The following is a 16989-nucleotide window of genomic DNA, read 5'->3' on the forward strand; positions in this document are numbered from 1 at the left end:
CTGGTTGGTTTAAAGTGAGAGTTTGGCTAGTTAGGATCACATCGGCATGCTTTATATGATCGCTGGCTTGTTTTATGCGCTCTTGTTCATTTTTTAGCTCTCTTTGTTGTATCTGTGCTTCGCTAGCATACAACAAAGACAATCCACACAAAAATAAAAAGAAGCTTCTTGGCATACCTTTATTTAACCCATATTATATATTTATTACATTTTATGAAAAATATATTTAAGTAGTACTTAAATATATTTTTCAATTTTGATTATTTACCGCAGGTAGCCATTTATTTAGTATTGAAAATTTTACTTTTGTGCCTTTTTGTTTTTCACTCTATCTCATTTATAGTAAATTTCTCAGACCTTAAAGTCAAAATTACTATAGAGATGGCAGAAATCGATGAAAAAATGCAAAATAATCCAATGCAAGATAGGATATTTAAAACAGTATTCAGCAAATCCAAAAAATAACACAATAACGAGTACATTTTCAAATATTATTCATCTACTTTTCTAATTAAAATATTATTTTCATTTTTTTATCTAAGCCAATTTTTTCTATATATAAGGTCATGAGATCCTAAAACAAAATTGTTTATTTTTTTCAATAATAATTGATATATTATCTGGTGTACCATCCCATATTTTTATATTTTCTATTGCTTTTCTGAAATTTATCATCTTGGCATATTGCAAAAATACTTTAATTATTATAAAAACATATTTACCACATCTTTTATTGCTAACTACCCCAATAGTTACAAAAGCCTCTTCTACCTCCACCCACTAACTAAACATTCTAAATAAATCTCATTAATATATTAACTACATTATTGAGCTTTCTATACATTTACTAAAAAGCTTTTGAAAAAATGGATCACTAGACTTTGGTTCAGGCAGGAGCACTCACTATATCTTAAGCTAAATTTGCCTATCTAAAAACATTTATTGTGGCTATAATATTTTATCACATATTAGCAATCTAGTATTCAACTCTTGGTTTTTCAAACCAGCCATTTTTATTAAGCATTTTACAGCATTCGTTAAAGCGATTTATCATAATGTCGCTTAGAGTTTGTTTTAGACCTTATTTAACGCATCTATTCTCAGTATTTTCACGCCCTTTGATATAAAAATCAAGATTTGCTAATTTTAAAAGTTTTTGCATAGTACGGCATTTTTGGATATAAATTTACAGTATCCTTGCTGATCAATAGCGAAAATTTAAAATTATTAACTTTTATCGTTATAGACAATATTTGTCTGCCTACCGTTGATGCTTACAGGTGTTCATTTATAATAATGCTCGCTTTATCATTTAAATCGGCGTTGTAACTGGCATCAGAATTTATTGCATCGTTTTGCTATAGCTTGAAAGCCATTATGCCAATGTACCTGATTTTGCTTTTAGTCTTAGTTTTCTTGCTAGCTCCACCAGCCTCAACCATAAACCTTACAAAAAATCATTTAAGCCAGCTTTTGTATAAAATACAACTTTACGACTAATGTAGGCTAGTTATTTTGCATTTCTATATTTTGCTTGTGCTCACTTTGATATACCAAATTTTAGTTCAACTTCATCTTGACTATCTTCATAAAAGCCATTGTCATTTAAATGTTGCATTTTAACTCCTTTAAATTCTTGTTTTTTATTACTATTTATGCAATTTCTATCCATCACCTACTCATATACTAAAGCTATTAGTCATAACTCTTTCTTGGTTTAGCTTGGTATGCACTTCATCATACATCTCTAGCATATCTGATTTGATATGCTCTGTTATGCCTAAAAATAGTTTTGCTATATTTGATATAAAAGAGATTGTCTTTTGTTTAAAAGCAAGTAGCAAGGATATTTCTTACCGTTCTATACTCTCAGACACTTTATTATATATTTCATCTTTAAATTCCTGCTCATCGTTATAAATCCTTTGTGTCTGATGTATTCTAGCAAGGTCTTTATGAGTAGCTACACTACCTTTTATACCTCTATAGCAATACCCTTAAAAGCATCTGCTGCCATATCTTGAAGAGATGAGCCATATACTCTCATCTGTTTTTTATCTCTTCTATGACAAGCTTGCTTTGTAAAATCATAGTTTGTAAATACTATCTGATAGTGCTTGGTCTTTTCATCATCTAGCCCTTCAAATTTCTCTTTATCCCTAGTAGTTCCAAATACTAATAATACCTCTGTAAATGGAGTCATCTTCTTTTGCCAATCTTTGCGTCCAGTAGTCCCATTTTTACAAACTATGCTTTGGCTCTCATAGTCCTTTTAAAGAGACTGTACTTTTCATTGATGATGTTTATAGTGTAGTGATTTGTTGTTTCATTACCTCTGTATATTAAATTTCCAAAACAGTTTATTAGATAGTATCTATTTAGTCTAGTTGAGTCTTTTAGACTACCTATCTTTTTAGTTTGGTTTGGCTCTCTTAGATCATGACCAAGCTGTGCTATGGCTTTTGCTTGTGGTTAGATTTTGTGAAATTGCAGCCACTACTATTTGGTGATTGTTTATTGTTAGGGCACTCATGATATGGCTCCTGTTTTTAGCAGTGGGTATATTAAGGATTTTAAAGATGTTGTTGGTATCGCTGTGTACTTAAAGGTTAGCATGTTTGTGTCCTTGTCATTACTACTTTTAGGTACAGGCTTTGAAAATAGCTTTTGCGTACTCTGGCTAACTGGCAAATTTCTTGCATTCTCTTTCTCTTGAACTGTATTAAGCAGATTGCTATTTGGTTTTTCCAGAATTTCTCCTAATAATATAATTAATATATGAATTGATTACAGGTAGAACATAAAAACAAAGGATATTTGCTTACTAGGATTAGAAAATAGTTGCTATTCCAATCCATCAGCACATAAAACATGAGATATAAATTACTTGATTTTGTAAATCAAGTAACACAATTATAGATCGTTTTAAAAAATATGTAAGCAAAAATCGTTTTGCCATTACATTAAGATTCTAAAAACTTATAGAAAGGCTATATGCAGTGGTCTAGATTAAAATTTTTCCATACTAAAAAATATAAATTAATTTTATAACATATTTATTAATAGGATTGAGAATGGATTTTAATCGGGTGAGAAAAACTGACTGGATTTCTTCTTAGAATATGCTATAACTACAATTAGCTTAAAATTTTACTAAGAATTCTACTAGTTCGCTACAAAGTTTTAGGTCTATTTAAGGAAAGGATAAGTGCTAAAATAATCTAGTAAAGCACTACTTTTTGGGGTTTCTGGTGTCAAGAGAGAGACTTGAACTCTCGACCTCCGGCTTATGAGAATTACGCCTTTTGTCGTTTTAGTCCCTAAAAATCGCTATTCTTGCAGTATCGCCCTATTGGTGTGCCCTACTTTGTGCCTTTAAGCCCAAATTTAGCTCAAAAAAGACATTATTAACAGCTCTGATTTTTTCGTTTGTGAGCTGTGCCGTATAGTAGTGTTTGTCGCTTACCTCTTGCGAGTGACCTGCAAGCTCAGCCACAAACTCTCTACTCACTCCGTGATTTCTCAAAATACTCACAAATGTATGCCTTGTCGCATAAAGCGTCTTATATTCTACGCCGATACTTTGTAAGAGCGGTTTAAAGTAATGCTTTGCGATAGCCTTGCTCTCGCTGTATGGTGTGCCTAGCCGTGATGGGAATAGCCACTCACTACCACTATCATAATCTTTTAAAATTTCAACCAAATAATCGGCTAAAATAACAAAGCGGTTGTGATTTTTTATGCTATTACTTTGTAAAATTTGCCCCTTAGTCATGGTGCGATTTACAAAAATTAGCTTATTTTGCCAGTCAATATCGCTGTATTTTAACGCCAAAAGCTCGCCCGTGCGTAGTCCTGTGGTGAATGCCAAGTGTAAAAAGATATTTAGCCAGCCTTTTGAGTGGGTTAAAATCTTTTGCATTTCATCGATGGTATATGGCTCTTTTTTCTCATTATACACTCTAAACCCATCAACTAAAAGCAAGGGGTTTTTTGGTATTATATCGTTTAAAGTCGCTTTATTTAATGCCATATTTAGGATATTTTTTAAGCGTTTAACGGTAGTAGTTGAGTAATTTTTTAAAAGCTCACTTTGCCACTTCTCCAAATCAAGTGGCGTTATATCCTTTAGCCCATAGCCTTTAAAATATGGCAAAATAAGGCGTTTTGCTTTTGATATGTAATCATCTTGCACCGCCTTGCTTCGCTTGTGTGCGCTTAAATTTAGCATTTCTAGTAGAAAATCACTAAGCTTATATGATGGCTCTTTTACTGCATTTTTTTCATCAATTTTATTTAAAAGAACGCTCCAGTAATTACGCGCGATAAAGAGTAAATTTTCATTTGTCGCTTGTAAATTAGTAGAGAAACGGTATCTTTTACCGCTAATAGTGCCAAAGACATAGATCACGCCATTTCGCACCTTGTAGCCACCGCTATTTTTCATTATATCTCCTTAACAGTGTAAGGGCGACAGCTTGAGACACCATAATTTTACCATTTTCTTCCCAATATTCAGTCCCAGGGCTAAATTTTCTTTTTAAAAAGCTTGTTATGGTCTGTCTGCTCTTGCCTGTTATGTTTGCTATTTGAGCTACTGACATGCGTTTTGGTAAAAGCAAATTTATAGTATCTCTTAGCTCTAATAATAAGCCTTTAACCTCTAAAAACTCGCTCATGTTTTATCCTTTTTCGCCGTAAATCTTTTATCAAGCTGTGTTTTAAAATTTTTAGCCTACACATAGGCAACTTAAACAAGATAGGTAAAATCTCATTATTTATAATGGCGTGTTTTTTATCGTGTTTCTCGCAAAATTTTATAAGCCGATCAAGTGTTTCAAGCTCTTTTTCTCTATCTGGACTACTCATGTTCTCCGCCCAATGCGTAAAATAAATCAGATGAAAAAGGAATAAAGAGTTTATAATTTTTACCATCGCCTTTTGTCTCTACCAAAAAATCGCCAAATACGCCATCGGTGGTGAGTTTAGCATTTTTTGTGTCTAGTTTGTCTAGCCTTATCACTCCGCCTTGATTGTCAATAGCGACAATATCCTCGTAGTTTATTTCGTATTCTTTTAATAGTTTAAGAATTGTTTTAAGCGTTCTCATTTAAAAGCTCCTTATTTTCGTAAATATTGCCGATGACTACCCAATCGCCAAGTTCATCGATGTCATAATTCACATTATTTTTTGTAACGACTAAAAAGCTGTTTAAAATATACTTTATAATTCCGACTTCGTCCTCTTGTGGCATAACACCCAATGGCGGGACTGACGGGTCAAATTTCACAATATCCTCCTCGTAAATTTCCACTCCGTTTTTATCCTTTAACCCAACATATTGCATAAGCTCAAATTCATCATCGCAAAGTTCATAATCAAACCAGCCGTCATCTTTAGAAAAAGTTTCTCCGTTATTTTCTTTATCCCAAACTCTAAATTTAATCTCTCTCATTTTTTAATCCTTTTAGTTCTTTATAAATTTCCAACGCCTTTTGTCTTTTGGCGTTATCGTCTTGCATTAAAATAGTTTCGTGGATATTGCTCTTTTTCTGATTTTAAAAACAACATTTTATCCCAGCCTATAACTTTTATATGTCCAAATACCATACAGCCACGCAATAAAACACACAAGCATAATTACTATGTCATACCAGCGAGGCGTAAGCTCGGCTTTTGCCACCTTTTCGCAAAGCATCGCCATTGAATTTAATGCACCATACATACAAACCATAAAAAAGCTCCATAGACAAAATGAGCCACCACCCATCGCCTCTAAATTCTTAATCATTTTAAAAAATACTATGTCGATCATATCTTAACCTTTGCATATCCGCTTAAAAAATCGACAAGCTTTTGCGCTTGCGCCTCTTGAATATAAAACGCGACAATACTTAAAAAATCATCACTTGCACTACTTAAAGTCTGTGCTAGATCAAGTGCTAACCACTTTTTGGCTTGTTCGTTGCTGAGCCTATCGAGCGTGCGCGTTTGTGCTATTTGCAATATGCCAGCTAGTCCAAGCTCATTAAGCACGCGCTCAGCTCTTTCGCGTTCTCTTTTTGTCATATCTCGCCTTTTAAAAGTTTTTCATTAAATTTGATCGCCTTTGCGACTTCATTTATGCGCTCATCGTCGCGCAGCTCAAGCGGAAGGGCTAAAAGCTCGTTTAGCAGCTTCTTGCCGTTCTTGATCTTAGTCTTAAAATGCTCGCTGGCGTCTGGCAATTGGCAAAGGCTCACTCCGTAAAGATACTTAGTGGATTTCATTTTTATCCTTTTATCTCTTTGATTTCTTTCTTAATAGCCTTTAATTCTTGCAAGAATCTCAAGGCTTCAGGCGTATTTAGCCCTAATGCACTAATATACATAATAAGCGTATTAATCCTAGCTTCTATCTCTCCTAGTGCGTTTTGTAGTGCTAAAATCTCAGCTACATACTCGGTGCGGCTTTTATTTAGGGCTATCATTTTTAATCCTTAATATTTACATCAAGGCGGACTAACTCCGCCTAAGCTTATTTTGTGTATAATATCTGTCTGGTTTTTGTAGTCTAATTGGTGGATTAGGCTACATCTCTTCCAAAAGACTTAAATATTTTTTCCGTAAAATAAACTTGCCCTTTTGCCGTAATGCGTGTTGTTAGCTTTTCGCCTTGAAAATTTATGTTATTAACAAAACTTGGCTTACGCTCGAAGTATCCAGCTTCTACATATTTTTGATAAGGCTCCGTGCTACTTGGTATAATGTAGCCGTTGTCTCTAAACCATTGATAAAGCCGTTTTTCGCCTATGTTTAAGCCTTTGCTACATAGTATCTTTGCAAAATCTCGTATCAGTAGGCTGCCTTTGCTGATTTCTGCAACCCTGCCAAAATCAGTATATGGCATATCAGCCTCGATTTTTGCCGTGAGTTGTTTATTTTTGTCTTGTTCGTCTGCGTATCTTAAAGCAAGTTCGGCAAAAGCTCGCGGATCTGCTAATAAATTTTGGATTGTCGGCGGTTTTTCGTGTGCTAAGATAAAATTACTCGCCCAATCTCTAAATAGAATTGTTTGCGGTGTCTCTCTTAGCTTAAAGCCTAGCGTAATAACGCCCTTTTTAGTCCAAAAAGTCTGCATTGCGTTACCTGTTGCATTTTGCCACAGATAGAAATGCACGCCCTCTTTAAATTCATTTCTAGCCTTTTGTGAGCGGATAGCGTCCTCACTTACTCCAAAGCCCTCCGCAACTTGTTTATTTGATAAGCTCCAAGTGTCCTCATATTCAAGCACTTCTAAATTTAAATTGTTAAATTCTATGATTGCGCTCATCGTATTCCTCCTTTCGGCTCTAAAATATTTAAAATTTTAGCTTTCAAAGCATTATGATTATTTGCTAGGTTTTGCAACATTACAAATAAATCATAGGCTAAATCAAGCACCTGGTATTCTTGTCCTTTTGTGTCTGTTGAGTATTTAGATAAAAGCTCGGCAAATTTTGCTAAGCTCTCATCATTGCCATCATAAAGCTCGTTTTTCATTTTTGAGCCTTTGTGTGGTAAATCCAAATGCAAGTAGCAATAAAAGCTACTGCCATTAAGACATCTAAAAAATCTGCTGACATAATAAGCTCCTTATGGTATAATTACAAAAGGCAACGATGCAATATTTATTAACGCCCCTTGCGGGGGAGTGGTTAAACCCACTCTATAATTCGCAAAATCCAGTAAAGGATTTGCAAAATTAACGCTAATACTTGCAAGAATATTAACATCGTTGCTCCTTTTGTTTATTTCAAAGGTAATTATTTTTTACCTTTGATAAGAGCATTATACCATATTAATTACTTAATGTAAAGAGTTTTGTAAATAAAAATGAAGTTTTTTGCAGTTTTTTAGTAAAAATTAATGACTTTTTAGAAAAAGTAGCCTATCTTAGCCACTTTTTCAAATTCTCTTTTATTGTTTCGCTGTCAGCAAGTTCTTTTTCAAGCTCTAAAATTCGCCTATACATCTTAATGGCGTGTTGCATTGGCTCGCTTACATTGCCAGTAGAGGCTGAATTTTTAACTGCTCCTTCTCCATACCCTATCGCCTCCCCAAGCTGCTTATAAGTAAGCCCAAGTTCTTTGCAGGTTTGTTTTATTAAATTTTCATCTGCCATTGTTATCCTTTATTTTTAGCCTAGATTATACAAAAATACCACTTAAAGATAATCTAATGCGTGCTTGTATATTTGCGAGTTACGGCGATACTTGAATTGCCGATACAACTTCCACTCTGTGAGTATCTAAGCTCAATATCTTTGGTCAAATTCCCAACTAAAACTATTTTGTTAAACATATCTCTACTCCAAAAGACTATCTATACTGCTTGGCTCATCTAAATACGCCTTAGCCTGCTCTTTGCTAAGCCTCATCACAACCTTTTCGGCTTCATTCTCATTTAGTCCGCGCCTCATAAGCTCGCTTTGTAGCTCATCGTGAGGCAATGGTTCATCTATGTTTATAACTGGCACATCCTCCATCTCGGCGTCTATCGGATCAGTCTTTTGTGCTTTTAGTTCACTTGCCTTTTTAAGTCCTAAATTTGCTATCTCGTTTAAATCAAGTGGCTTTTTAACTTCAATCGCTTTATCGTTAATCTGCTCTGTTTTAAACGGCTCATTTTCAGCATTTATAGCCTCTTGCATTTGCTCGGTTATTGGTAAGCGAGTGGCTACATATTTAATAGCTTTTGCTTTATACATCTCTTCCGCCCATTCAGCCCAGATGTTTGTTAGCTCTGCACTGCTCTTTTGGTTTTGGCTTTTTAGGCGTAATTGCTCTAGCTTTTTAAACGGCACAAACTCGCTAAATTCATTATTTTTAGCATCTTTTGCATACACTATTACTCCGCGTAAATTTTCAAAAACCCATCTAGCATTTGTCTCATCTCTCTCGTCATAATTTGGATTAAAAGAAATTTCATCCTTAACCCCTGCAAAACGCATACTAAAATCATCGCACCTATACACGCATAAGGCTCTAAATATCCAGCCGTTGCGATACGCTAAGCTTACCCAGCCTTTATAGCCGATTTGTAGCTGGGCACTCTCGCCGTATTTGTTGCGAAATGGCACGACATAGGCTTGTCCGAAAGTCTTGTTAGGGTTTAGCCCTAATCGGACTATCTCAAGCCCTGCGCTTAATACGCTCTCAACGGAGCAGTTTTGCAAGCCCCTTTCGTTTGCCATCGCCGTTAAAGAGGCGGCAAAGGTGCTTGACTTTGCCTTGTCGCCACCAGTGATTACATTAATAACGCTCATTTTTGAGGCGACTATATCTCTTGCTTGGTTTTCTCTAATTTGAAGTTGGTTCATTTGGTATCCTTTTTTCGTAATTTTCTGTCGTATTTTTTATAAAAGTGCATAAGCCTAGCTAGTGTAAAGGCAGATATTATCCTATTGTGTAAATTATCATCGTCATTACTTTCCACATGGCACCAAATGCTTATTTTTTCATCATTAATAAAAATTTTAGAAGTCTCCCCATTTACATTATCAAATGGCTCATCCCGCCTATAATCACCATAATAAATATAAAACTTTCCTGTGAGCGTTTTTTCGTCGTCTATCTCATAAGTAGTAAGAAAGGTATTGTTTTTATCCCTCTTATACCGCTCTAAAAAAGAAAAAGTTTTAAAAATTTCTTTTTTAACCTTTTTTTGCAGTCTGTTAGTTAAATACTCCGCTTTTTCTTGTGTCATTTTATATCCTTTCACTCATAAAATTTCCACGCTGGCAGGCTTAGCATTTGCACGGCGTTAATGCGTTCGCCGTCAAATTTAGCATAGCCCCACCACTCATTGTTACCACTGCAAAATTTATAAAGTTCTAAAAGCTCTTGATAGCGTTTGCGCCCAAGATCTAGCGCCACTTCGTCAAGCTCGTAAAAGCCGACCATAAACGGCGCTTTTGTTTCTACTGCGATGAATAGAAATTTATTAACTTCCCTGCCAAGACTAGCCATCACATCGGTGTAAAAGGCGGCTTGAATGTGATAGTTAAAGCTTGCCACACTTTTAGCAAAGCCCACCGCCGAAGCATCCGAAGTTGTTTTTAGATCGACGATAAGCCCTAATTTTTCATTGTAAAAATCAGGCTTGCACTTCACCGCCACTTCATCTATTTCACTAAAATATGCCTGTTCTGCCTTGCCGTCTTGTAAAAAGGGGGCTGTTTCTGGCATAGAATTAACGCTATTTGCTATCTGCTCGGCTGTGGCTAAAAGCTCGGCACTTATCGGTGTTTTATCGCCTAAATTTTGCATAAATTGCTCGTGCTGTGCCTTGCCGTCTTTGGTTCGTTTGTCGCAAGTTGGCTCAATGGCAAACTCATTGCCAAAATCAAGCGGTTCAAGCACTAATTTATGCACTACAGAGCCCAAAAGTAGCGATGGCGTTTGCTCCCTTTTTAGCTCGTGTTTTAGCTTTAAATGCAAAGGGCTTTTTGCTAATAAATCTAAATCAGATTTTGAGATTTCAGCCCTTGCGTGATACTCTTTGTTTGTCATTGCCTAACTCCGCTTCTCATTCTTACACCAAAAACGCCGCTTTTACTATAAAAGAGCCTAAAGCCTGCACGGATAAATTTAAATTTTTGCTCTAGTGTCACAATTTGTTCCTTAAAGTCTATTATTCCAGACGGTTTGTTCTATCTCATCTATGTTTTCAAAGCCAATTAGTGGCTCATAATAACCACGCAAGGCAACTAGCTTACAACTAATCGAGTCAATAAGCTTTTGTATTTTGCTCTCATACTCATCGCAAAAAACCGTAAGGCTTTGCTCGAGCTCCTCTTTTTTCATAAAGTCATAGTCTTGACTCTCAATACTGCTCATCTTAAGCCCCCTTGCTGTTTAGTTGTTTTAGTTTTTCATTTGTTCTTGCGATAATTTGCGCTCGCTGTTCTTCATTTGGACGCTTTATATAAGAATTTGCAAAGCTTGCATTATTTTTTTCAGCCCTTTTAAGTGCACTTGCCATCTCATCAAAGCTTGATATAAACGCTTTCATAGCTAGCCCCTATAAGCCGTATCAACGACCCTATCACCTTGTCTTGCTACTATAAAGCCATCAGCGTTTATATAATAAAACCTGCGGGAGAAATAACACCCACTTAGTCCTTTTATCATTGTGTCTCCTTTGTGTGTTGTGTTAAAGCTATGCAAACATCATTTATAAAAGTTTTTGTAGCGTTTTGTAATTTATTAGCTGCCATCTGTAGCTCAGATAGTAAAAACTCGTTGTTTTGTTGGTTGTTGTGTTTTAAAATGGTGTTTTTGGCTTTTAAAAGCTCGATTTTTTGATTGTGCTGTGCTATCTGTCCTTTATAGCCGTTTATCTGCTTTTCGTGGTGGTTTGTTTTGTTGATAAGTGTGGCTTGTAGGTCGCTAACTTTATCTACTAAACGCAAGTTATTTTCTCTAGCGATACGTGCGTTTTCTAGCTCTTTATTGATAGACTTTTCAAGCTCCATCTCAGCCCAAAGGCGGAAATTTTTAGCTTGTGGGCTACGGATAAACATACCAAGCTTGATGATACCGCGTAAAGTCCATTTGATTTCGTTTGTGCCGTATTTGTTTTGCTCTGTAATAAAATGGATATTTTCTAAAATTTCATCGGCGTGTAATTTTTTATGGCTTCTAATTGTTGCTTCATTTATGCCATAATGTGTAGCAACATACTCGGTAGTGAATGTTTGGAAATTTAAAATTTCAACTTGGGTTGTTGGTTGTAAAAATAAAGAATTCATCTTTTAACTCCTTTTGGATTACTTTTGTATTCTGTAAGTATTCCAAAAAGAAGCTTAAAAGATTATAAAAAGAGTAAAAAATTAATCTAAAAAGATTATTTTTGTAATCTATTGTCTATGTCTTTGGTTACAACATAGACAATATACTGATTTATTGTCATTCCTAGCGACTGCGCTATTTTTTCCATAATCTCTAACATTTCTCCGTTAAAGGTTATTTGTAGCTTTTTATTTTCTTTTTCCATTGTGTTTCCTTTTTTTATTGTTTTTAGCGTGTTGAAATTTTCAACGCGCTGTTTTTGCTTCATCGATTAACTCAAAAGCCTTTTTAAATTTATCTAGTTGCTTTTTTGTTTTTTCATGCTCTAGTAAAAGCTCCATAAATTTAACTGCCATTTCTGGTGGCTTTGTTTGCGTAGCCCATTGCGCGGTTGTGTTATTTGCCACTCCTATTCGCTCCGCCAACTCCCTTTGTGTGATATTTAGCTCACGGCACACGCGCTTAACAATGTTTTCGCTTTGTGGTGCCTCTAATGTATCTTTTATCTGCTGTGCCTCTTTCGTTCCGCTAGGCGATAGCACAACACCAGTGTAAGCCATCTCTTTTTTATCGTAATCTTTGTATCTTATGCTGTCAAATTTTGCAAGTTGTTTGATAGTTTCGTGAATTTGTGCTTCATCTGCTATCTCATCTTTTGTAAAGATTATCTGTGGTTTTGGATATTTACTAAGCAAGAGTAATAACAGCTTTTCTTTATAGGTTAATCTTTTTTCATCTGCGGTCATCGTTGTCCTTTTTAAATTTATCTTTTAAAAATATGCCTGTTGCATTTATGCCTATGCCAGCTATTATTACGATAATACCTTTTGTGCTATCGTTTGATGCAGCTAAAAAGCCATAAATCATAATGCCAAGCCCTATGGTTTCAACCAGCTGGGCGCATACCTTTTTAACTAGATTTTCATTTTCCATTTTCGTCCTTTTCACAAACAAAGCTTATTTCGGTATTTTGTAGATAGTCAAACCGCTTAAAAACATTGTCTAGGTCTCTTAATAAATTCGTGTCGTTGTAAAATAGTGCATTGTTACAATTAGGGCAATATTCAAACGACTTTTTGCGTTCGTTTATGTCAAATACAATGCGAGTTTTACAGTGCTTGCACCTGATTTGTATCTCGGTTATGTCTTTGATGTTTTTTGTCATTGTTTATCCTTTATAAATTAAGCTAATATTTTAACTAAAAAATATTTAAATTTTACCCTAACAAAAGAGCAGCAAGTAGGTGTTTTGGATGAATTCAAAAAGGAGCTAGCAAATACATACTGCCCTTGTGTTAGAGTAAAATTTGGACTTTTTAGCAGAAATTTAAAAACGAGCCTAAAAACTATCCTAAAAGCTCGCTGGCGTTAGCTAGGGCAATATCGCTTCCCTAGTGCGCTTCCGATTAAAACCAGATTTGTATCAACTCGATACAGGCTCTGTCGGTCAAAGCTTCTCAGCTATCAAGCCTTATCCTTGGTTGGATAGTGAAAGTATATAATAACTATACTTAAATGATTATTAAAAAAGTTTATTTTTTATATACTTTATGAAATTTTTTTGTGCTATAATTTTTAAAAGGATATACTATGAAAATACTAATCTTATTTATAAGTCTTGTAATTTTTGGTTTTAGTGCGGAAAAAGAGTTTGATTGCTCAAAGCGCTATTGTAAAGAGATGAAAAGCTGTAAAGAGGCAATGTATTACCTTAATAATTGTGGCATGGATAAATTTGACTGAGATGGCGATGGCGTGCCTTGTGAAAATGTTTGCGGAAAAAAGAAAAAACGAAAGTAAAAACTATCTCTTTATTTTAACTTTCTAAATTCCCAAGGCGGTATAGGATTTTTGTCTTGCCAAAGCCCTAAGCCTTGCCTTTTTGCTTGTATTTCATGAAGCTTATATTTTTTATCATATTTTACATACGCCCATGCATAACCATTTAAAACCATTTGCTCGTTAATATCATAGTCATTAAAATAGATTGTTCCTACTACTCTGCCGTATCTGTCTTTTTTGTGCTCTTCTACGAATACCATTTGCCCTGCTATCATGTCGGCTAAAAATAATCTTGCCTTGTTACCATAAGCTTGCTTTTCCTCTGGTGCGTCTATGCCGTTTAATCTTATTCTAATTTGCTCTTTTTGCTCGGTTAGTATCGTGATTGTGTCGCCATCTGATACTTTGATTACTTTGCCGTCAAGGGCTAGTATAATACTTGGTAATATTAAAATTAATAGTAGAGTTGTTTTCACTTGTTTTTCTTACATTTTCATCATAGTTAAATGATTTTATAAGACATACCGTAGCAATAAAAATTATAATTATATTAAAAAGCCAAATTTTAGAACAACATCCGCCTTCTGTTTTTTGCCCAAAATGTATCTCTCTAATAAAATTAAAAAGTAAATTCAAAATATTTACAACAAAAATCCCCAAAAAACATATAATAGACACAAGCTTAAAAGTATTTGGTTTGTCTATGTTTTGCAGTACAGAAGAAGAAAACGTTATATTTGCTACAAAAGCAAGGATAATTGATGCAAATATACCAAGAATGGACACATAGTTTTTTTGAGATTTTTTTAACTCTTCACCAGTATGCCTTGTCTCTTCTGTTGCATCAATTAGTATTTTATTAAAATTTTTTATATCTTTTTTTGCGACTTCAAAATTTTCTTTAAAATCAAGTATATCATCTAGCCGTATGCGCTCTAAAGATATATGGTCCAATAATTTAAAAACCTTATTTTTTAAATTTAATTCAGGATTATCATATTCTGCAAGCTCTTTACTTTCGTATAAGTGCCTTATATTCTCAGCTATTATATCCAAACACTCGCGTCTTACACGACTTTCCATCATAAGATATGCAGTAATTTCGGAATATTGATGCCTATTGTTTTTAGTATATATTTTTTCCAGCTTGTCGATAAGCATAGTATATTCATCTTCTTTAAATATACGTGTTGAGATTTCAACCAAAAAAGAACTGAAAAGCAATTCTTTTGAGTGATTATAATTGCTGTTTGTTGAATTTATTTTTGACTGATCAACTTCTGTTAATAGGCTATTAAGATTTTTGGCTTTTGTATTAGAGTTGTTCATCTATCTATTATCTCTAATTTTTCGCGCTTCATCCTCGATAAAAGCATTAGGAATTATATTATATGCCCCTATGCCATTTTTATATACTCTATCCCAAGCGCCATCTTTTGTGTGGCTAAAATCAACTAATTGCCAAGATGGAATATTAGCTATTTTGTCTATAAAATTATATAGCATATTTATATCTTCTGTTAAGAAAGGTTCAATATCATCTCTCATATCTCTAACCTTTATCAAATTAGATACAAATATAGCATATTTATTATACACTTCCTCTATAACAGGTCCATACTGCCATGCTTCAAAAAAATTATCATCTATAAGACTTCTATCTCTATTGACCAAGTAATACATATTAATAAAATATAGGATTTTTTGAAGCTTTAAGTTGCTAATAGGATTACCCATATCAATGCAACGATTTATAATGTGTGCTGCTACATCCAATGCTTTCATCTTTGCTCCTTTCAATATTTTAACGTATTTTATCTGTATTTTTAAGACATTTTATGTCTAAATTGTAGAATTTTAAAAGAACTGGTTAAAAAATGGCGCAATTGTACCAAAAAATAGATAAATGTTCGCAATAGTTTGTAATATTATACTAAAAAATTGTATAAATTTTAATTTCACACAACTTTTAGCTCTCAACCCCTACCTTACCCCAGCGTCATCAAAAGTAAGCCCTGGGCTATCTTTTTCCCTACAAATTTTTTACAAAATTTTAATTTTTAAGCAGCCAAATACTCGGTGTAGTTTTTGATTTTGCTCCATTTTAAAAGCTTGATATTTAATTCTTTGGTTGCAACACTTAAGTCTTTGTTTTCAATATCGCCATCATTAAAAATAATAATTTTATCACTTGAGCTTCTATCTGTTGCTAAGTCTGTAAAAGTAAAAAGAGTTGCCTTTAAATTCTCTTTTTTTGCATTATTTAAAAGCTTAATAAGTCTTTCTTTTTCTTGTCGTGATTTGCTTATCAAAAACTCGAATTTATGCGATAAATGAGATTTGCCCTCAATAGAAACATTTGGCGCATATCTTGCGTTTATACTATCAAAAAAGCTTTCTACATCATCATAAAAAAATCCACTACTTGTTTTACTTGGAACAAACATATCATTTACGCTTATTAAAGCTTGTATCATGTTGTGCTGTTTTTTTGCAAAATCACAAGCTCCGCTTATAACAAAAAGCTCATCATCGTCTTTTTTAAAAATACCAAAGCCATTTAATGCAACTTCAAGGTGCTTGTTTCTTTTTTCGGTATTAAACTCAAAGCCAGATAATTTTAAATCCTGTATAGTCTCTCCGCCATCACTTATCTTAAGTGTGTCGTCATCTAAAAAATCAATATAAACCGAAATATTGTCATTATGTCTATCTAAAAAAGGTGTGATAATCTCATAACACTTTTTATCAATAACATTAATATCAAAATCGCCTTTTAAATACTCAAAGTAGGAGTTTAAAAGTTTATTTATCTCAAGCATCGCTAAAAAAGCACCCTTTGTAGTTTTATTTTTATATTTGCATACTTGCAAAATTGCTCTATTTGCTCCATAAATTTATCATCACAATCACTAAAGCCAAACTCACTTATTGGGAAAGCCCATTTATCATCATAACCATCAATATAAATGTGCAAATGTCCCTCTAGGCTTAGCCTTGCTTGGCTATATTTTTGCATAAGTTGGCTTAAAATTTTATCAGTCGGAGCCTTGTCTTTATTGTATGGTGGATTTGTGTGAGTATTGAAAAATTCATTTCTTAGTAAATGAGTGCTTTTATTGGCTCTAAGCTGTATGGTTGTTCTTTTATGCTGTTTTTTAGACATACCAAGGTCTAAAAGTAATGATATGTCTTTATAGTTTTTTTCGGTTGTTTCAAGCTCTATGTTTTTAACATAAAAATTTATCTTATCAAGTGTAAAATTTGTATCTTTTACTATTTTTAAAGCTTCAATAAGTTTTTTAGCCTCATCTTGTGTCATTTTTTATCCTTTTAAACTTAGCCACGCCCAACAGCTCTAAGTCTTGCTTTGCGATTGTTTAGGCGTAGTTTG

32 protein-coding genes and 1 pseudogene are annotated in these 16989 nt (G+C 34.0%); 2 read left to right on the forward strand and 31 right to left on the reverse strand.

The window, feature by feature from the left end; all coding sequences use genetic code 11:
- Window positions 1–1540 precede the first annotated feature (1540 nt).
- From U5B17_RS08855 to U5B17_RS08980, 26 genes and pseudogenes are all read right to left on the reverse strand, one after another.
- The gene (locus U5B17_RS08855) at window positions 1541–1672 is read right to left on the reverse strand and encodes a hypothetical protein (protein WP_430804987.1); all 132 of its coding nucleotides are present in this window, start codon (window positions 1670–1672) and stop codon (window positions 1541–1543) included.
- Window positions 1673–1679: 7 nt separating this feature from the next.
- Window positions 1680–1844, reverse strand: a complete 165-nt coding sequence (locus tag U5B17_RS08860; protein ID WP_430804988.1) for a hypothetical protein — start codon at window positions 1842–1844, stop codon at window positions 1680–1682.
- A 131-nt stretch (window positions 1845–1975) separates the two neighbouring features.
- Window positions 1976–2203: a hypothetical protein gene (locus tag U5B17_RS08865; RefSeq protein ID WP_430804989.1), complete on the reverse strand. Its 228-nt coding sequence runs from the start codon at window positions 2201–2203 to the stop codon at window positions 1976–1978.
- 1146 nt (window positions 2204–3349) lie between these two features.
- Window positions 3350–4447 carry a tyrosine-type recombinase/integrase gene (locus U5B17_RS08870; protein ID WP_430804990.1) on the reverse strand — a complete coding sequence of 366 codons (1098 nt, stop codon included), beginning with the start codon at window positions 4445–4447 and terminating at the stop codon, window positions 3350–3352.
- Window positions 4437–4679: a hypothetical protein gene (locus U5B17_RS08875; protein ID WP_430804991.1), complete on the reverse strand. Its 243-nt coding sequence runs from the start codon at window positions 4677–4679 to the stop codon at window positions 4437–4439. The genes U5B17_RS08870 and U5B17_RS08875 overlap by 11 nt, the downstream gene beginning before the upstream one ends.
- On the reverse strand, window positions 4657–4869 hold the full coding sequence (locus tag U5B17_RS08880; protein WP_430804992.1) for a hypothetical protein: 213 nt from the start codon (window positions 4867–4869) through the stop codon (window positions 4657–4659). Before U5B17_RS08880 ends, U5B17_RS08875 begins: the two co-directional genes overlap by 23 nt.
- Complete coding sequence (locus U5B17_RS08885) at window positions 4862–5110, reverse strand: hypothetical protein (protein ID WP_430804994.1); 249 nt, start codon at window positions 5108–5110, stop codon at window positions 4862–4864. The genes U5B17_RS08880 and U5B17_RS08885 overlap by 8 nt, the downstream gene beginning before the upstream one ends.
- Window positions 5097–5456, reverse strand: coding sequence for a YopX family protein (locus U5B17_RS08890; protein WP_430804995.1), 360 nt, complete (start codon window positions 5454–5456; stop codon window positions 5097–5099). The genes U5B17_RS08885 and U5B17_RS08890 overlap by 14 nt, the downstream gene beginning before the upstream one ends.
- 117 nt (window positions 5457–5573) lie before the next feature.
- On the reverse strand, window positions 5574–5816 hold the full coding sequence (locus U5B17_RS08895; RefSeq protein ID WP_430804996.1) for a hypothetical protein: 243 nt from the start codon (window positions 5814–5816) through the stop codon (window positions 5574–5576).
- Window positions 5813–6070: a hypothetical protein gene (locus U5B17_RS08900; RefSeq protein WP_430804997.1), complete on the reverse strand. Its 258-nt coding sequence runs from the start codon at window positions 6068–6070 to the stop codon at window positions 5813–5815. Before U5B17_RS08900 ends, U5B17_RS08895 begins: the two co-directional genes overlap by 4 nt.
- On the reverse strand, window positions 6067–6270 hold the full coding sequence (locus tag U5B17_RS08905) for a hypothetical protein (RefSeq protein ID WP_430804998.1): 204 nt from the start codon (window positions 6268–6270) through the stop codon (window positions 6067–6069). Before U5B17_RS08905 ends, U5B17_RS08900 begins: the two co-directional genes overlap by 4 nt.
- Window positions 6271–6272: 2 nt before the next feature.
- The gene (locus tag U5B17_RS08910; RefSeq protein ID WP_430804999.1) at window positions 6273–6470 is read right to left on the reverse strand and encodes a hypothetical protein; all 198 of its coding nucleotides are present in this window, start codon (window positions 6468–6470) and stop codon (window positions 6273–6275) included.
- Between the two features lie 95 nt (window positions 6471–6565).
- Complete coding sequence (locus tag U5B17_RS08915) at window positions 6566–7312, reverse strand: phage antirepressor KilAC domain-containing protein (protein WP_430805000.1); 747 nt, start codon at window positions 7310–7312, stop codon at window positions 6566–6568.
- The gene (locus U5B17_RS08920; RefSeq protein WP_430805001.1) at window positions 7309–7521 is read right to left on the reverse strand and encodes a hypothetical protein; all 213 of its coding nucleotides are present in this window, start codon (window positions 7519–7521) and stop codon (window positions 7309–7311) included. The genes U5B17_RS08915 and U5B17_RS08920 overlap by 4 nt, the downstream gene beginning before the upstream one ends.
- Window positions 7522–7909: 388 nt before the next feature.
- Window positions 7910–8143, reverse strand: a complete 234-nt coding sequence (locus U5B17_RS08925; RefSeq protein WP_430805002.1) for a transcriptional regulator — start codon at window positions 8141–8143, stop codon at window positions 7910–7912.
- Between the two features lie 62 nt (window positions 8144–8205).
- Window positions 8206–8322 (reverse strand): annotated as a pseudogene (locus U5B17_RS08930) (single-stranded DNA-binding protein); the annotation flags it as partial.
- 4 nt (window positions 8323–8326) lie between these two features.
- A complete protein-coding gene (locus tag U5B17_RS08935; protein ID WP_430805003.1) occupies window positions 8327–9340 on the reverse strand; it encodes a recombinase RecT in 1014 nt (337 codons plus the stop codon).
- On the reverse strand, window positions 9337–9726 hold the full coding sequence (locus U5B17_RS08940; protein WP_430805004.1) for a hypothetical protein: 390 nt from the start codon (window positions 9724–9726) through the stop codon (window positions 9337–9339). The genes U5B17_RS08935 and U5B17_RS08940 overlap by 4 nt, the downstream gene beginning before the upstream one ends.
- An 11-nt stretch (window positions 9727–9737) precedes the next feature.
- A complete protein-coding gene (locus U5B17_RS08945; RefSeq protein ID WP_430805005.1) occupies window positions 9738–10532 on the reverse strand; it encodes a PD-(D/E)XK nuclease-like domain-containing protein in 795 nt (264 codons plus the stop codon).
- A gap of 111 nt (window positions 10533–10643) precedes the next feature.
- Entirely contained in the window at window positions 10644–10859 is a 216-nt protein-coding gene (locus tag U5B17_RS08950) for a hypothetical protein (protein ID WP_430805006.1), read from the reverse strand.
- A 1-nt stretch (window position 10860) separates the two neighbouring features.
- Entirely contained in the window at window positions 10861–11034 is a 174-nt protein-coding gene (locus U5B17_RS08955; protein WP_430805007.1) for a hypothetical protein, read from the reverse strand.
- A 115-nt stretch (window positions 11035–11149) separates the two neighbouring features.
- Entirely contained in the window at window positions 11150–11773 is a 624-nt protein-coding gene (locus U5B17_RS08960; RefSeq protein WP_430805008.1) for a hypothetical protein, read from the reverse strand.
- A gap of 95 nt (window positions 11774–11868) precedes the next feature.
- The gene (locus U5B17_RS08965; RefSeq protein WP_430805009.1) at window positions 11869–12018 is read right to left on the reverse strand and encodes a hypothetical protein; all 150 of its coding nucleotides are present in this window, start codon (window positions 12016–12018) and stop codon (window positions 11869–11871) included.
- A gap of 40 nt (window positions 12019–12058) precedes the next feature.
- Complete coding sequence (locus tag U5B17_RS08970) at window positions 12059–12559, reverse strand: helix-turn-helix domain-containing protein (protein WP_430805010.1); 501 nt, start codon at window positions 12557–12559, stop codon at window positions 12059–12061.
- Window positions 12546–12746 carry a hypothetical protein gene (locus U5B17_RS08975; protein ID WP_430805011.1) on the reverse strand — a complete coding sequence of 67 codons (201 nt, stop codon included), beginning with the start codon at window positions 12744–12746 and terminating at the stop codon, window positions 12546–12548. Before U5B17_RS08975 ends, U5B17_RS08970 begins: the two co-directional genes overlap by 14 nt.
- Window positions 12736–12978, reverse strand: a complete 243-nt coding sequence (locus U5B17_RS08980; protein ID WP_430805012.1) for a hypothetical protein — start codon at window positions 12976–12978, stop codon at window positions 12736–12738. Before U5B17_RS08980 ends, U5B17_RS08975 begins: the two co-directional genes overlap by 11 nt.
- Window positions 12979–13062: 84 nt before the next feature.
- Here U5B17_RS08980 and U5B17_RS08985 point away from each other — a divergent pair, with 84 nt between their 5' ends.
- Together U5B17_RS08985 and U5B17_RS08990 are read left to right on the forward strand one after the other, a co-directional pair.
- Window positions 13063–13185 carry a hypothetical protein gene (locus U5B17_RS08985; RefSeq protein WP_430805013.1) on the forward strand — a complete coding sequence of 41 codons (123 nt, stop codon included), beginning with the start codon at window positions 13063–13065 and terminating at the stop codon, window positions 13183–13185.
- A 218-nt stretch (window positions 13186–13403) separates the two neighbouring features.
- Window positions 13404–13556 (forward strand): excalibur calcium-binding domain-containing protein, encoded by a 153-nt coding sequence (locus U5B17_RS08990; RefSeq protein ID WP_430805014.1) that lies wholly within the window; start codon window positions 13404–13406, stop codon window positions 13554–13556.
- Between the two features lie 68 nt (window positions 13557–13624).
- On the opposite strand, the gene U5B17_RS08995 is transcribed toward U5B17_RS08990, so the two are convergent.
- From U5B17_RS08995 to U5B17_RS09015, 5 genes are all read right to left on the reverse strand, one after another.
- A complete protein-coding gene (locus U5B17_RS08995) occupies window positions 13625–14071 on the reverse strand; it encodes a thermonuclease family protein (RefSeq protein ID WP_430805015.1) in 447 nt (148 codons plus the stop codon).
- Window positions 14016–14924, reverse strand: coding sequence for a hypothetical protein (locus tag U5B17_RS09000; protein ID WP_430805016.1), 909 nt, complete (start codon window positions 14922–14924; stop codon window positions 14016–14018). The genes U5B17_RS08995 and U5B17_RS09000 overlap by 56 nt, the downstream gene beginning before the upstream one ends.
- Complete coding sequence (locus tag U5B17_RS09005) at window positions 14925–15380, reverse strand: Panacea domain-containing protein (RefSeq protein ID WP_430805017.1); 456 nt, start codon at window positions 15378–15380, stop codon at window positions 14925–14927. It abuts the gene before it with no gap.
- Window positions 15381–15655: 275 nt separating this feature from the next.
- A complete protein-coding gene (locus U5B17_RS09010) occupies window positions 15656–16417 on the reverse strand; it encodes a DUF1828 domain-containing protein (protein WP_430805018.1) in 762 nt (253 codons plus the stop codon).
- 2 nt (window positions 16418–16419) lie between these two features.
- Window positions 16420–16917 (reverse strand): DUF6978 family protein, encoded by a 498-nt coding sequence (locus U5B17_RS09015; RefSeq protein ID WP_430805019.1) that lies wholly within the window; start codon window positions 16915–16917, stop codon window positions 16420–16422.
- Window positions 16918–16989: the final 72 nt, after the last annotated feature.

It is taken from the genome of Campylobacter australis (assembly GCF_050586305.1).
In the GTDB taxonomy this organism is placed as follows: domain Bacteria; phylum Campylobacterota; class Campylobacteria; order Campylobacterales; family Campylobacteraceae; genus Campylobacter_A.